Raw genomic sequence first — 15,517 nt, forward strand, 5'->3', positions numbered from 1 at the left:
CATTCCATGTAGTTGTTCAAGTTGTTCCCAGTAGCTTTCCCTGGAATTTGTGCCCCGAATTATTTGTTTACAATCCCATGTTGTACAGCATACATGGCTAAACCTACCCGGCTTTTTACCCCTAATTTGCGGAAAAGATTATCGCGGTAACCATCTACTGTTTTGGGGCTGATATTCATTTTATCGGCTATCTGGAGGTAGGTAAGCTCTGTACAGGCAAGTTTAATAAGCGTTAATTCCACTTCTGTAAAAGTTGTTTTGTTTATTTGGGCGGCGTTAACCGTATTGGAGTTTTTATCGTTTAATTGTTTTGTAATAATGTCTGATACAAAACCCGAATAAAAATACCCTTTATTTACAATAGCTTCAAGGGCTCTGTTTATATCCTCTACTTCAATATCTTTTGATAAATAGCCTTTTATCCCCAGGCGGAGCATTCTAAGCACGCCTTCTTCCTTTTCAAACATTGAAATTATTAAAACGGGTATATCCGGATAGCATTTGTTTAACCACTCAACCGCTTCGTAACCATTCATGTCCGGCATGTCAATGTCCATCAATATGATGTCGGGTAATTCGGCAATATTTATTTTAGTTTTCAGATCTTCGCCGCTTTCGGCCTCAAATAAAATTTCATATTTGTTGCCTTTGTCCGCAAGAGTTATCAGTTTGATAATGCCTTTACGAAACAGGTTGTGATCGTCTACAATAGCTAACTTGATTTTTTTGTCATACAACATCTGAAAAGGTTTATGGTAATAGGTTTAAATATAATGGGGTATGTTAATTGCAACGATGCTGCCATCGCCCGGGGCGCTGCTAATTTCAACAGAAGCATTAATAAGCTTTGCTCTTTTGGTTATATTTAATAAGCCGGTACTTTCTTTCTCGGGCCTGTCCTTAAGTACTTCATCAATATTAAAACCGATGCCATTATCCGCAATTTTTAAGTTAAATGTTTCGGGCTGGTAATCAAGCTGTGTGGTTATTGTTGTAGCTTTTGAGTAACTGACTATGTTATTTAAAACTTCCTGGCAAAGGCGGAACAAGATGATTTCATGTTCGGGACGAATCCTGTACTCTTCGCCTGTTTTTGTAAAAACGACATTGAACTTTTTTGTCTTGGCTATCCTGTTGAGCACGTTATTTATGGCCGCAGGGAAACCAATATGCATTATATGATCTGTATTAAGGCTTGCGCTAAGTGCCTTTAGTTCAATAAGTAATTGTTTGGCCAGCGATTTTGTTTCCATTATTCCCTCTTTCATGTCATCTGAGCTTTGCGGTAGTATAGCTGCAAGGTTTATATTAATCAGCGATACCAGGTGGCTAAAATTTGCATGTAATTCTTTAGCAATATGGTCAAGTGTTTCTTCCTGAATTTCCAGCTTGGATTGCATTAGGGTTTGATTAAATGAATCTTTCATTTCCTGCATTTCCTGTTGATGCCGATACCTTTTTTTTTGAGAAAGGAAAATGTAATATATCACCATCGAGCTAAAAATAAATAGCAACAGCGTGGAACTAATTATAGTTAATAGGCTGATTTCAGAAATTGAGGTTTGCATAGGAATGATATTAGGTAAAATGAATACATGAGCGTATCAAACGCCATATTAATTTTAAATAAAGAAAATGCCAGCGCCGGATTATGGCTGACGAGGTAGGGGAGAAAAATACAAAAGGGAAGGGAAACAGAATAATAAATGAATGTGCCCAGCGAAATCCAGATTGCCGGATGCGAGTGAAGTACGATGATTTGTTTATCATGTAGTACCTGGTGAAAAAAGACAAGCGCGAAAATCACAAAGGTAAAATAGTAAGGAATTATGCTGTAGCTATTTAATACGCCCGGGCTTTGAATATAAAAGAAGTTGAAAATGCCAAAACCGGCAAGCGGCAAAATTCCATAACGAATTGCTTTTTTGATTTTATCGGCAGTAATCAGCCTGTAGTAAAAACCTGCGTAGAATAATAGTTGGATAGTTAAAAAAATATTATAGATCCATAAATTTGATTTAGGGAAATTCCAAAAAATGGTTTGATGAAGCCCCCATTTCCAGCTTATGGCAAATATTTCAATCATTATGCTTGTTATCAGAAATAATGCGAAATACCGGTATGGTTTAAGCCATGCCAGCCTGAAACTTCTCAGGCTGGCAACTACACTTAAGGTTAAAGGGATAAGGTATATATAATTATAACTAAGCAACTTTTGCACATACCAATATACAATATTATAATTTAAAAAATAAGGATTAATCACAAATAGGCGGACATGGACTGCCTAAATTAAACCCCTTCTGCGGGTTAAATAAGTTTTCGCCCAACGGCAATTCGCCGCCCCTGGCCATGGCCGATCTTGTCAGAAATTCCGGCTCATTTTCCAGTATTACATTCTCATGAATAGTAAATTCGCCAGCCTGAACAGCCCTTGTCGGGTTCATGATAAGGCAAAGCTGATTGGCAAAATTTGGATGAGTAGCTTCGTACATTCCCAAAAAAATGCGTAGCCCATCGCCGCCGGCAAAGTCAATTTCTTCTAATAATCCGGCTATATGATCGCGCGAGTACCATATGCTCCGGGTATCCGGTTTGCCAATAGCGTTACTTAACAGGTTGTTTTTTTCGTTTAAGAAAGCCGAAGTTCTTTGGTCTGCCAGCTCCTGGCTGATAAAGAAAAAAGGTAAAGGTTTGTTAGTGCCCATAATTGATGTTTTTTGATTAATTAATAAAGTTTTTTGCCAAGCTACTGCAAATCCATCTCGCTAAATACTCGCTTAAGCAGAATCAGGAAAAAGCAGTTTGTAATACAGGGTTTTTCCGGTGGTATCAAAGCCGGCTCAGGAAATTCCCCCGGTATTTTCTACACAGAATCAGGTTTTTACCAAGTATTGCTTAGTGCAACTTTGTAAAACAAAACCACATAATCACAATGAGCAAGGCACTTGTTATCGGAATTGACAACTATTTAGGCAACCCCCTGCACGGCTGTGTTAACGACGCCGTCGAAATTGCAAAGTTGATGCGCCGGAATGCAGATGGTTCGATAAACATGGAAGTTGATTTGCAAGTAAACGTGGTTGCAGATACCCCACCTTCTACCTCATCAAGGGCATACCTGTTAAGTTTAATTACAGACCTTTTTCGTGGTAACCGTTATGTGTCGTTGTTATATTTCAGTGGGCATGGCTATGTCAATAACATGGGCGGTTTCCTGGTTACACCCGGCGCCCGCGAGTTTGACGAGGGTATTAAGATGGACGAAGTTATACAACTGGCCAATGCCTCCGAAGCGATGAACCGCGTAATTATACTTGATTGCTGCTTTGCCGGTGCCCTTGCCGAGGGCGATGCAGCTACCGGGATAAATATATGCATTAAACAAGGAGTTACCATTTTGGCCGCCAGCCGGAAAAATGAAACCGCTATGGAAGCCGGCGGGCATGGTGTTTTTACCAATTTACTTATCCAGGCGCTGGCGGGTGGCGCGGCAGACATTGGCGGGTATATTACCCCGGGAAGTATATATGCCTATATTGACCAGGCTTTGGGCGAAACCGGGCAACGCCCTGTTTTTAAAACCAACATTCTCCGTTTTATTTCTTTACGAAAAGTTGCGCCGCAGGTGCCGGGCGAAGTTTTGCAAAAACTCATCGAATATTTCCCGGTATTTAACCAGGAGCACCAGCTAAATCCATCTTATGAGTACACCAATACCGAAAGCTGGGTACAAATAAAAACGGCACCATACGCGGATGAAGAAAATGTGAAAAAATTTAAAGCACTGCAAAAGCTACAAAGCGTCGGTTTGGTGACACCTGTGGATTCGCCGCATATGTATTTCGCGGCTATGGAGCATAAAAGCTGCAGGCTCACTCCATTGGGTTATCATTATTGGCGATTGGTGAAGGAGGGCAAGATTTAAGATATAGAAAGTTATACTGATTATCTGAGCATTTATGAAAAGCCGGTAAACCGCAATTTGTTACCAAATACTAATTATATAACGTAAGCACCTGTTAACCTTTAAAGATATGCGTTCAAAAAAAGAGAAAGCCCAAATATGGGTGAATGGTTATGCAATAGCTGGGGCCGCTGCCGTTGCAGCAGCAGTATTTCCCGGAAGTACTTCCGCTGCATTGATTGCTATAGAAGGCCACATGTGCTATATGATTGGCAAAATATACAGGGGCGACGATTACAGCATGTCTGAAGGAATAGCCGTTGCCGGGGTTATCGGGCTTGCGAGCGTTGGTGCTAAAATAGTTGCCCTTGAGGCATTAAATTTTGTTCCATTTGCCGGCTGGGCTGTGAAAGCTCCGATTGCGGGAGGGGTAATTAAGGGGTTAGGAGAGGTAATTATATCCCATTATGATAAGCTGGACAATTAACCTGTTTTAGATAACTGTATCCGAAAAACTACAATATCATAAAAATGGATTTCAAACCAAGTGTATTTATAGGCTACGCTTTGGAAGCGAGCAAAACCGCCGCACTTATAAAAGCGGGATTAGATGAAATAGCCGATTGTAAAGAGTGGATTCATGATTTTGATTTGGGTAAAAGCAATTATGAAAACCTGGTTACGCATATAGCCTATTATGATTACGCCATAATGATTGCCCAGGGAGAGGACCTGATAATTTCGCGCAAAAAATCAGCAAGAGGAACGCGGGATAATGTTCTTTTTGAATTTGGATTATTTGCCGGAGGGTTAGGCCGGTCTAAAGTATTCTTTATCATGGAGCAGGGCACCCGGATCCCGACCGACTTATATGGGATCTCATTGTCTTTTATACCCAACAAGTCATCACCTGATTTTAAGTCGACGGTAGCGCATTCCATAAGCCGCATAAAAGCCCACATCATTAATAAAGAAAAAACATTTGATATTGGCTTTTTGCCCTCAACAGCGCTGGCATATGGCTACTTCAGCAATTTTGTACAACGAACAACCGAACGTTTGCTGATAGATAAACAACAGCACAAAGTATTTACTCTGCAAAGCGGCGTGGATTTTAGCATCAACACCATCGAATTTACCATCCTCCTGCCACATGATTTAAGCGACAACATGTTTAATAAAGTAAAAGCCAAAAGACTGCGGGATAACTGGCAAAAAATGAAGCTTGCTTCTGAAGATATCAGGGACTACGATTTTTCTATCGATACCTCAAAAGCTGTGCATGGCGATTTTCACCTGGTAGATATACCTTTTACGTTAAATGCCCTTTACAAGGCAATTGAAATATACTCGGCCAAAGAGTATATAGGCAAAACGGGAAAGGAAAGCATCCTTGAATACCGCGAGATCAGGAATTTTAAAAGAACGCTGGAGTACCTGATAAGTACCCATGCCATTACAACAGGCATAGTAAATATAGAAATTGTAAGTATTTAACTGTTTTATAATCTGATAAATTTTATGCTGGAAAATATGCAGAAAGCGGATGAATTTAAATAACACAGTACTATGTAACAGATAGAGGTTGAGTTTCGGTAACTGAATTCCGGACGTTAATTAACGCACATCAAAAACAAAAAATCAATAAAATGGAAAACTATAACCCAACGCTGCTTGAAATTGTTCAAAAAGAGATTCAGGATTATTGCGCGCAATCATTAGAAACAAAAGGCATTGAAGACGCAGCAAGCAATCCCGATTTGTTGAACAGGGATAATAACAAAATGATGATTATTGCCGGTCTTGAAAGTATAATAGATAATTGGCTTCCCAAATTAGAAGAGAAAGTATTGGAATTTGACGGGATAATTAAAATGTACACAGAAGATGGTATGGTTAATACAGCTACGCCATATAGCACTAAAAGGAGTGCTTATGTTAACATGGTCGCTATTCTAAAAGATCTGCTTGAAAGCGAAGAATCGATCCTTAAAAAATTGAAACGTGTTTTAAAAAGTTACGAAATAGGCTTTAACAACGGTTTGCACAACTATACAGAAAAAGTTTAAAACCAGCTAAAATCAGATATTATGGAAAACAAAAACTTATGGAGCAGATTTGGCTGCTTTTTAACCGGATATGAAATTAATTTGCTGAATGAGTGCAGTGCCAATAGCAGGGCGGCTGTAGCAAAATATACCTCGGCGTTAATAATAATTTCCTGCATCTGGGCATTTATAGGGTATTCATTTTGTACAAGATATATTGGTTTAGGTATCGTCGGCGGAGTTTTAGGGGCAATTATTATGATGGTTTTAATTATACAAATTGAAAGGCAAATTATACTTGCTTTTAAACCAAATTGGCGGCTGGCTTTTTTCAGGATATTTATCGCCATTTTAATGGCCGCCATTGGGTCTGTTATTACCGATCAGATTGTGTTTAAACAGGATATCGAAAATTTAAAGGCCACTTATGCAAGTATCAATCAATCGTTGAAGAATCAATTTGATGATTTTAAAACAGAAGCAACCAATAAAAAGAAACGCTTACTTGACAATAACCTGGCATTGAAAAAACAGGATTCTGCTGTCGATCTCAAAATTAAAGGTACAAGTCCGGTTATAGTAACCGGTAAAACAAAAATAACGGATACCAGTAAAAAAACCGTTGAACAACAAGTTTACGGAACTAATCCACAGTTTGATCAGCTACAAAACCAAAAGAAAAGTATTCATGATGACATCCAAAAAAATCATGATGAAATTAATGCAATAGACGGCTCTCTTGAAGCTAAAAATCTCGACCTGATTAAAAAAATGAAGCCCGATAAAAAAGGTTTTTTGAATGAAATAGATTTGCTTTTTGATTTCATTTTTAAAGAGTCAAGTTCAAAAATGCCCATGGTTGTATGGTTTTTCTTTTTGTTGTTTTTTTTAGGAGTTGAGCTATTTGTACTGCTTACAAAATCGTCAAAAGATAAAAATGATTACGAATTATTGGTTTTATATCAACAAGCAAAGCATGCCGAAGACCTGGAAGAACGACGGAGGTTGGAGCAGGAGCGAATTGCTATCCGAAAGAAAAACTCTGATGGTTATAAGGATAATTAAATGTTAAAAAAACAATTGCATAGTAACGGGATGCCAAATTATTCCGGCATCCCACTCTCAATTGATTCTATCCTTTAAAAATCTTGATACCTGATACCCGCTACTTGATACTCTTCTCCAGCGGTTTACGATGCCAGTAATTGGCCAACAATGATCCGGTGACGTTCATCAGCGGACCAAATACCGCGGGGGCCAGGCCTACCGTCGCGATTTTTCCCATCGCTTTTGCCAGCCCGGAAGCAAGGCCGGCATTTTGCATGCCTACTTCTATGGCCATGGTACGGCAATCACGTTCGGGCATTTTAAATAGGCGGCCTGCCCAGTAACCCAGGGTATAGCCTAATAAGTTGTGGATAAGCACCAGCAATACCAGCATAGCGCCAATATTTAATAAACTGTTTCGGCCGGCGGCGGTAATAATTACGATAATAAAAGCGATACCAAACATGGATATTATTGGCATGAGTGTTTCCAGCCATGCGGCACGTTTAAGCAGGTATTTATTAAAAAGAATACCGGCGGCGATGGGTAAAACAACAATTTTTGTTATATCCCACATCATGCCAAGTGTATCTATTTTAATAAACGCGCCGCCAAGCAGTTTCATCAACAGTGGCGTAAAAAACGGCGCCAGCATGGTTGATACCGCGGTTATGGTAACCGACAACGCCAGGTTGGCCTTTGCCAGGTACGAGATAACATTGGAGGCCGTACCGTTTGGCGAACACCCCACGAGGATTAAGCCTGCGGCAATCTCTGGCGGAAAGCCGCTTAATTTGGCCAGCGTGAAGCCCAGCAGCGGCATAATTAAAAAATGACTGCCAACACCTATAAATACGCCTTTGGGCATTTTAATAACCCCGGCAAAATCTTTAATGCCCATAGATGTGCCCATCCCGAACATAATAAGCTGCAGCAGCGGTGTAATAAGGCCTGATAGCTTAAACCCTTTTACTTCAATAAAGTATTGAGGATAATATAATGCCGCAGTAACAGCAGCGAAAATGATAATCGTAAAGGTGAAGCCCTTTAATAGCTCCCATCCGCGGCATGCTATAGATAGCATGATAAAGAACGCGATAATAAACGGGCCGGCATGGGCAATGCCTTCCCGATAAATTTGCCAGGCTGCGGCAAGCGCGCAAAGCACGGCAATACCCGTAATGAGTTTGTAAATAACGATATTTTTCAACTGTTTAATTTAGTGTTATGTTAATCGTGTAACGACGGATAGTCTTTACCCAAAGGGCTTAAGTTAAAAAGATTAAATCTAACTTTTGACTTAAGACTTAGGACTGCTAACTTGACATTAGGTTATAATTTGGTTACCAGGTGCGCTTTTCCATAAAGGCATCCAATTGCGCCCTGGTCATTTTCATTTTGCCGGGATTTTGATCAAGCCATTTCATAAATGCGTCTTTCACCTGGCTGGTCCACTGGCTGTCAATTTCGCCGGTGGCAAACCTGCCCGATTTAAGCATGGCATGTCCAAACTCGTCGCGCAGGGCAATAAATTCGGCGGTAGCCACCACTTTTTCGGCCAAATGAGCCGGAATAAATAGTACGCCTTCTTTTTCGGATATAACCAAATCGCCGGGCAGCACTACCGCGCGGCCTATGCGTATGGGCGTGTTAAGCCCCATTAGTACCATTTCTTCCAGGTACGATGGATCAAAGTCGCGTACAAAAGCATTAAAGCCATGTATTTCTTTAAGCCCCTGCAGGTCGCGCGCCGATCCATCAAAAATAACACCGTTGCCCGATTTGCTGAAAATGGAGTTGCCCAGGTTATCGCCAATAAGCGTGCCTCCTTTAACTTTACCAAAACCATCGGCAACATACACATCGCCTTTGGTTAAAGTTTCTATCGGCCAGGCATTGGTGTTTCCTTTTCGGCCTTGTTTAAGGCCCCGCTCTTTAATACTTTTTTCAATATCGGGGCGGCTTGGCATAAACATGGCCGTAACGGCGCGGCCAACAACAGGCAGGGTATCGTTAACCAGTTTCCACCCACCTTCAAACTGGTTATTATAGCCTTCGTTTTTTAATACCGTCCAGGCTTCTTCAATGCCTATTTTTTTTGCCCGCTCTATAATATCATCCGGGATTTTGGGCCTGCCATCGGCAAAGCGCTCGCCTTTCCATTCCGACGTAAAAAATACCAGTTCGTCTTTTGAAATGGTTTGCGCCCGGGCGTTGCTGTAACAGCCTATGCCTGCAAAAAGCCCCAGGATTAAAAGTTTATAGTATCTCATAACTTTTATTAAAACAGGATAATATTAATCAATGATTTTCGGTTATTAAAACGGTTTGCGGGTTTTTGGTATTAATTTTAGGCTGATATATGGGCGATGCTATCCCGTTAAGATCGTAAACTATTTTACCTGCCCTGATGGTGAGTTCACACACCAGTTTTTTGCTGGCCTCCACCTTGTAACCCGTATAATCAAACAAACCGAATTTACCATCGACAATACTTAAAATAGCTACATCGGCACCCGAGCCTACCGATAAATTTCCCAACTCCTCGTGTTTTATCTCCTTCGCCGGGTTTGATGTGCAGGCCTCTATCACATCGTGCAGGGGCATGCCCATGGCCAAAAATTTGGTCATGCAGGTAAGCATATCCTTCATGGCATCATTCATACTACCTACGTGCAAATCGGTGCTGATGGAGCTTGGGAAAAATCCCTCTTTGGCGGCGGGCAGCGCCTGCGAATAAGCAAAGCTGATATTGCCGTAGCCTACGTCAAAAGCAATACCCCGTTTCCGGGCCTCGTATACAAAAGGTTTTACTTTTTTAGTCGCCAGGTCAACAATGGGTTCGCGGTCATTAAACTGACCGAAACAATGGGTAAAAATGTCGCCTGGTCTAAGGTGTTTCAAAAATAACTCTTCAATGGGTAACGGCGGGGTGCTGCCGCCAAAATCAATCATTACGGGTATTCCCTTTGCAGCCGTACCTGCCTCTACTGCGCGGTCGGTAGGTGTCCAGTCATGACCTTCGTAGTGGGCCAGTTTGATGCCTACAATAATATCTTTATATCTCCGGGCAACCAGGGCGGTCATCCGCGGATCCATATCATTCAGGTCCTGCTCGTAATCGCCGCGCATGCCTTCGCCAACAATGTTTAAAAACGCCAGTACGCGGGTCCTGGAATTATCAATAGTTTGCGTTTTAAAGGTCGAAAATGTTCGCCAGCCCGAGCTGCCTGCATCAACAACCGTAGTTACGCCATTCCTGAAAGTAAATCCATCTGGCGCCAGGCCCAGGTTCCCGTTTTCGTATTGATGATCGGGCTGGGTGCCGCCAAAATTATGGGTGTGGATGTCAATTAATCCGGGCACTACATACATGCCTTTGGCCTCAATTACATCTGCTGCCTGTTTGGCGTCGATATTTTTGGATATCAGCGCTATTTTATTGTTGATGATAGCAATATCCATGATGGCGTCGATATCATTTTTAGGATCAATCACGTGGCCATCCTTAATCACAATATCGTACGACTGTGCCATTACCGCCGGGCTTAATAAGCTTAACAGCACCAATAATAAGAAGTAGGTTTTTTGCATTTTGGGTTAATATTTAAATCATAATAAAGTATTGCAGGTTGTAATTTTTAAAAGGCAGATGGATGATATTGGATGGCACGTTATCAGACAGCTTGCTGTAAAATGGTTTTTACTTTCCCGGCTACAATATCAACCTGGTCTGGCCGCAAAAGCACCACGCCGATAGTAAGGCTATCGCCATGCCCGTTGGCTACTATACTTGGCGTGCCGTTTTTTAAAGCCGTTACTACCTGCCCGGGCGTAATTTTAATTTTGCTGGTATCCCAGGTTACGTTAAGACTTGGGTAGGCATTAGCCGGGCCGGGGTCAACTACTGTTTCGGTTTTAACACTATGCAGGCTTTCCAGCTGCGTGCCTATATATTTGGTGCGTTGCAGCCAGTCTTCCCATTCTTTTTTATGGTCCCGTTCAAGGTAAGCCTTCAGTGCGGCGTACATGCCAAACATTTCTTCCTTGTTTACTTTCATAGGCCGGCCAATAGGCGCCTCATTAGGGCTGTGGTTAAGGCGGGCGGCGGTAATAAGGTCTTTACGGCCAAAAAGTAAGCCTGCGCTCTGCGGCCCGCGTATCATTTTACCGCCCGAGAAGGTCACCAGGTCGAAACCTATTTTCTGAAACTTAAACAGGTTTTCAACCGGCGGCACGTCTGCCGCGGCATCCAAAAAGGTTGGTATGCTGTGCCGTTTGGCAATAGCCACAAAATCGGCATGCGTAATACTGCTTTTTTCGGCGGCGTTAAAAAACAGGGCCATTACCGTTTTATCATTAAAGGCTTTTTCCATTTCGTCCGGGCCCTCAACCTCAATAATTTTGGCGCCGGTAGTGGTTACGGCCTGGTCAAACAGGTATCGGTGCGTTTTCTGCATAATTACCTCGGGCCGTGGCCCTGGCAGGTTAGGTAGCAGCTTTATTTTTTCATGGTCGGTTCCGGTTATGGCGGCCGCTGTACCCAGCAATATGGCGCATGCCGCTCCCGATGTTACCATGGCCGACTCGACATGCAGCATTTCGGCAATTTTTGCCCCAACTTTATCCTGCAACTCGTACATGTTGGCAAAATCGTGCGATGTTGAATTAATGGCCTCCAACACTTCCGGCAGCATCAGCGAACCGGATAAAAACGTCATCGTTACCGAAGCGTTAATTACCGGTGTTACGCCAAGCTCTTTAAACAAATCGCGCACCGGCTTTTTGGCCGGGGAGGAGGGGAGCGTAACGGCGGCTTTGCTTACCAGGCTGCCCGTTAGCGGTAACAGGGTAAGGCCCTTAAGTATGTCTCTGCGTTTCATCTTTTTATTATTATATGTAAGCGATACAATCCATCTCCACCAGCGAGTTTCCGGGCACACCACCCTTAGCTACTGCAACGGTAGTGCGTACCGGCGGATTTTTGCCAAAGCGGCCTTTGTAAACCTCATTCATGCCCTGGTAGTCGGCAATATCATTCAGGAACACCGTTACCTTGAGTACTTTGTCCATCGATGAGCCGGCTTTTATCAGTTCTTTTTCCAGCTCTTTAAGTACAATTTCTGTATGCGCCTTAATCTCGAAGGGCTCAACGTGGGCGCCTTTTCCGGCTATAAAAACCATGTTGCCCAGTTTGGTCGAGCCGGAAAACAATGGCACATCCTGATAAGATGTTACATTGTTAGCTACCTTTTCATCGGCGGGCGCGGCAATGGCGTCTTTGCTTATGCCGAATACGGATATGCCTACTGCCGAGGCCAGTATCCTTTTTAAAACAGATCTTCTTTTTTCCATGTCGTTTTTATTTTGCGTGATGGGGTGTATATGTTGTTTTAGTTTTGTTAGCGCGATTTATTTGTGGGTGCCGCGGTATTTTGGGCACTCAACGTAAGGATATATTTCACCATTTTATTAGCCTCATCGGCGCTTACCGCGGGATGCGGGGCCATAGGTACCGGGCCCCAGGTACCGCTGCCGCCACTTATTATTTTTTGCGAAAGCATAGCCACAGATGCCTGGTCCTGCGGATATTTGCCGGCGATAGCTATGTAGGCAGGCCCTACCAGCTTTTCTTCTACCTTATGGCATGCCAGGCAGTCGGATTTGGCGATCAAGGCTTTGCCATCTTCAATTTCGGGGGCGGTGGCAAAGGGTGGTTTTGATATTACGGCGGGCGCGGCGGCTTTCTTTTTTAGGGTAGTTTTTTTCCTTACCTGTGCACCGGCCTGGCAGCACAGAATGGTTAAAACAAAACAGAAAACGCCTGTTATAAATTTATTAATCTTCATGTTGTTGTATTTGTTTATCCACCATTTTTCGCACGGCGCTTACGTCTGCCGGGGTTACAATTTCGGGGATGTTATTAAAATTGGATTTGATGTAGGTGAGCACTTCGGCAACCTGTTTGTCAGATAAAAAACTGCCGTGCGCGGGCATTACTTCGTTGTACGATAGCCCTTTTACCTTTACCGGGCCCTTTAACCCGTTAAGTATCACTTTAATTAACCGGTTTTTATTATAATTTACCCATTCGGATTGTACCAGCGGGGGGAAACGCTTTCCGTCGCCTTTACCATCGTTTTGATGACAGGCCACGCAATAGGTGCTGTATACAACAGACGTGGCGGCCACATCTTTAAACAGGTTATCTTTAATCTCATCCGGAGTTTTAATGTTGGATGCCGTTTGTTTTCGTGTTTCCATGGCGGCAAGCTGTGCCGGGCCGAAGGTTTTTTTATCGCCGGTATATATAATACACCAGATCCGTCCTTTTTCGGTATCGCTTACATACAATGAGCCATCCGGCCCTTCGGCCAGGCCCATGGGGCGGTATACGGCATTGCTTACGTTTACAATAGGATCAACCCTCGCAAAGCCATCGGCAAAAACTTCCCATGGTCCCGAAGGCCTGCCATCTTTAAACGGAACAAATACAATAATATAGCCCGCCTGCGGATAAGGCGCCCTATCTGTAGCGCCATGAAAAGCGATGAACGCGCCGTTTTTGTAATGATCAGGAAACTGCTTTCCTTTGTAAAACAATAAATCGTTGGGCGCAAAGTGTGCGGGGAAGCCAATAAGCGGCTGGGTTAGTTTAGCGCCGTCGCCCTGTTTAATTTTATCGCCGCCAAATTCGGGGTTAAGCAGTTTTTTGTTTTTTATAGGATCATAGTAATAGTACGGCCAGCCGCCATCAAGGCCTTGCTGTACTTTAAAAAACTCTTCGGCAGGCTGCAAGGCGCTTTCCCAGGGCGTGTACAAATCGGGCCACAGCAGCCTGAAGTCGTCGCGGCCATGGTTAATGGTATATAGCGATTTACTTTTGGGGTCCCAGTCCATGGCGACAATGCTACGCAGGCCGGTGGCATATTTTACACCATCGGACTGGTGCTGGTTGGTTTTATTGGCATCAAACATCCAGATGCCGCCATGATCTTTTAACCAGGGGTTGCCGTTATCCAGCGAACCCGGACTGCCAACGCCCGGCGAACCCGGTTGCCGGTTGTTAATCTGCCCGGCATTTGACCCTGCCCCCCATCCCACAAAAATATGGCCCTTATTATCAAAGGCAATGGGCTTGGTTTGATGCTCATGATAAGGCGGATTATCGATAACAATGGTATCCAGTTTACTATCGGGTACCAGTTGCCCGCGTTTAAGCTTCATCCGGTAAACCATCAGTTCCGAACTGAAGTACAGGTAGCCATCATGAACACGCATGGCCGTACCGTAAGTTTGGCCATCGTATTTGCCAAAAGGGGTTATCACATCGGCGCGGCCATCGCCATTGGTATCGCGCAGGGCTACGTTACCGTATCCATCGTTGGCATAATGGTCGCGGGCTTTTACGTAAATATCGCCGTTTGTGTTAACAGCGATGTGCCTGGCCTGGCCCTTTAAACTATCGGCAACAACAAACGCGCCGAAACCAGCCGGCAAAAACAGCCCGCCATTATCTGCATCAGCCACAGGGAGTTTGGTATCGGTGGCCATCCACCCAAATCCCATAAATACAAACAAAGCTGCCGCACAGGTAAACATCAATAAACGCAAACCAAAATAACGCGAAGCAGCAGCCGAAGCCCTCCTTGTGCCTTTAGTATTATTCATGCAAACAATAATTTTATATACAATGCCAGGCGGGGTACCCTGTTATACATTTCTTATTACACATGACTACCGGCAGTTTATCCCTCCGGAAGGCCGAAATATTTTTGCGCCGCCCGGTTTTTAGTTAAACAGAAGGGCTTTGGTATCGAATTATTGCTTGCAGCTTATTTCATAGTGGCTTTTTGTAGAAAAATTATATTTTTACGTGATTATAAACCTGTTATGAAAGCCTTAATCACTACCCTTATCTGTATTGTATTTGTTTTTGCCGGCTGCAAAAAAGATACAAAACCCGGAACAGAAATAACAGCCGGAAGCATTGTCGGCAAATGGACAGTTCCAAGCCTGGTGTATCAAAGCTACAAGGATGGTAAGCTCTCCAGGGAAGATCCGCTTGAAGCATATGCTTATGAATTTGAATTTAAAACCGATGGAACAGTAGACTATACCGAAGGTGACGTAACGTCTTCCGGCGAATACACTATTAAATACGACTCGGGGAAATATTATTACTGGGTAGGTATCCAGGGCCGCCATGGTTCGCCTGACGAAGGTACTGCCGAAATTAAAATGATCAACAAAAACTCCTTCACACTTAGATTCGAAACTTCCGACGTCAGTGGCCTTAGGTATGTGGTGATTGAAACTATGATAAGAAAGTAATTTTATCTACCCCTGCTGTTCGAAGTCTCTGACTTCGATCTGCTATGCACGTAGTCTACAGACTACCAGATAGTTTCGTGCGGTCTGGTAGCATTTAATACGTACAAAAACTTATTAAATTCATCACTATAGTCAGAGACAATAGACATAATCATTCGAAGTCGGAGACTTCGAACAGCGC

Annotated in this window: 17 protein-coding genes; 6 read left to right on the forward strand and 11 right to left on the reverse strand. The window is 43.1% G+C overall.

All coding sequences use genetic code 11. The annotated features are described in order from the left end of the window. Positions 1-59 precede the first annotated feature (59 nt). The 4 genes from BMX56_RS07840 to BMX56_RS07855 form a co-directional block, all read right to left on the reverse strand. A complete protein-coding gene (locus BMX56_RS07840) occupies positions 60-740 on the reverse strand; it encodes a response regulator transcription factor (protein ID WP_090643695.1) in 681 nt (226 codons plus the stop codon). A gap of 24 nt (positions 741-764) precedes the next feature. Further along, a complete protein-coding gene (locus BMX56_RS07845) occupies positions 765-1,427 on the reverse strand; it encodes a sensor histidine kinase (protein ID WP_177183743.1) in 663 nt (220 codons plus the stop codon). 107 nt (positions 1,428-1,534) lie between these two features. After that, positions 1,535-2,221: a hypothetical protein gene (locus BMX56_RS07850; RefSeq protein WP_143065392.1), complete on the reverse strand. Its 687-nt coding sequence runs from the start codon at positions 2,219-2,221 to the stop codon at positions 1,535-1,537. A gap of 37 nt (positions 2,222-2,258) precedes the next feature. Then, positions 2,259-2,708, reverse strand: coding sequence for a hypothetical protein (locus BMX56_RS07855; RefSeq protein WP_090643709.1), 450 nt, complete (start codon positions 2,706-2,708; stop codon positions 2,259-2,261). A gap of 227 nt (positions 2,709-2,935) precedes the next feature. On the opposite strand from BMX56_RS07855, the gene BMX56_RS07860 reads away from it, so the two are divergent. The 5 genes from BMX56_RS07860 (at position 2,936) to BMX56_RS07880 (ending at position 7,020) form a co-directional block, all read left to right on the forward strand. Then, positions 2,936-3,928: a caspase family protein gene (locus tag BMX56_RS07860; RefSeq protein WP_090643713.1), complete on the forward strand. Its 993-nt coding sequence runs from the start codon at positions 2,936-2,938 to the stop codon at positions 3,926-3,928. 109 nt (positions 3,929-4,037) lie between these two features. Next, a complete protein-coding gene (locus tag BMX56_RS07865) occupies positions 4,038-4,394 on the forward strand; it encodes a hypothetical protein (RefSeq protein WP_090643717.1) in 357 nt (118 codons plus the stop codon). 44 nt (positions 4,395-4,438) lie between these two features. After that, the gene (locus BMX56_RS07870; RefSeq protein ID WP_090643721.1) at positions 4,439-5,404 is read left to right on the forward strand and encodes an STING domain-containing protein; all 966 of its coding nucleotides are present in this window, start codon (positions 4,439-4,441) and stop codon (positions 5,402-5,404) included. A gap of 152 nt (positions 5,405-5,556) precedes the next feature. Beyond that, positions 5,557-5,976 carry a hypothetical protein gene (locus BMX56_RS07875; protein WP_090643726.1) on the forward strand — a complete coding sequence of 140 codons (420 nt, stop codon included), beginning with the start codon at positions 5,557-5,559 and terminating at the stop codon, positions 5,974-5,976. Positions 5,977-5,997: 21 nt separating this feature from the next. Beyond that, positions 5,998-7,020 (forward strand): DUF4407 domain-containing protein, encoded by a 1,023-nt coding sequence (locus BMX56_RS07880; protein WP_090643730.1) that lies wholly within the window; start codon positions 5,998-6,000, stop codon positions 7,018-7,020. A gap of 100 nt (positions 7,021-7,120) precedes the next feature. On the opposite strand, the gene BMX56_RS07885 is transcribed toward BMX56_RS07880, so the two are convergent. The 7 genes from BMX56_RS07885 to BMX56_RS07915 all read right to left on the reverse strand — a co-directional run bounded on the left by BMX56_RS07885 (position 7,121) and on the right by BMX56_RS07915 (position 14,673). Beyond that, positions 7,121-8,212: a bile acid:sodium symporter family protein gene (locus BMX56_RS07885; RefSeq protein ID WP_255369798.1), complete on the reverse strand. Its 1,092-nt coding sequence runs from the start codon at positions 8,210-8,212 to the stop codon at positions 7,121-7,123. Positions 8,213-8,345: 133 nt separating this feature from the next. Continuing rightward, the gene (locus BMX56_RS07890) at positions 8,346-9,275 is read right to left on the reverse strand and encodes an RraA family protein (protein ID WP_090643735.1); all 930 of its coding nucleotides are present in this window, start codon (positions 9,273-9,275) and stop codon (positions 8,346-8,348) included. Positions 9,276-9,303: 28 nt separating this feature from the next. Then, the gene (locus BMX56_RS07895) at positions 9,304-10,596 is read right to left on the reverse strand and encodes an amidohydrolase/deacetylase family metallohydrolase (RefSeq protein ID WP_090643742.1); all 1,293 of its coding nucleotides are present in this window, start codon (positions 10,594-10,596) and stop codon (positions 9,304-9,306) included. An 83-nt stretch (positions 10,597-10,679) separates the two neighbouring features. Then, positions 10,680-11,885: an aminotransferase class V-fold PLP-dependent enzyme gene (locus tag BMX56_RS07900; protein ID WP_090643747.1), complete on the reverse strand. Its 1,206-nt coding sequence runs from the start codon at positions 11,883-11,885 to the stop codon at positions 10,680-10,682. A 10-nt stretch (positions 11,886-11,895) separates the two neighbouring features. Beyond that, positions 11,896-12,357: a RidA family protein gene (locus BMX56_RS07905; RefSeq protein ID WP_090643752.1), complete on the reverse strand. Its 462-nt coding sequence runs from the start codon at positions 12,355-12,357 to the stop codon at positions 11,896-11,898. A gap of 47 nt (positions 12,358-12,404) precedes the next feature. Continuing rightward, complete coding sequence (locus BMX56_RS07910; protein WP_090643755.1) at positions 12,405-12,851, reverse strand: c-type cytochrome; 447 nt, start codon at positions 12,849-12,851, stop codon at positions 12,405-12,407. After that, positions 12,841-14,673 (reverse strand): PQQ-dependent sugar dehydrogenase, encoded by a 1,833-nt coding sequence (locus BMX56_RS07915; RefSeq protein WP_218152388.1) that lies wholly within the window; start codon positions 14,671-14,673, stop codon positions 12,841-12,843. Before BMX56_RS07915 ends, BMX56_RS07910 begins: the two co-directional genes overlap by 11 nt. A gap of 222 nt (positions 14,674-14,895) precedes the next feature. Between BMX56_RS07915 and BMX56_RS07920 the strand changes: the two genes are divergently transcribed. Next, entirely contained in the window at positions 14,896-15,336 is a 441-nt protein-coding gene (locus BMX56_RS07920) for a hypothetical protein (RefSeq protein ID WP_090643760.1), read from the forward strand. The last annotated feature ends 181 nt before the right edge of the window (positions 15,337-15,517 follow it).

The organism is Mucilaginibacter sp. OK283 (genome assembly GCF_900110415.1).
Lineage (GTDB): Bacteria > Bacteroidota > Bacteroidia > Sphingobacteriales > Sphingobacteriaceae > Mucilaginibacter.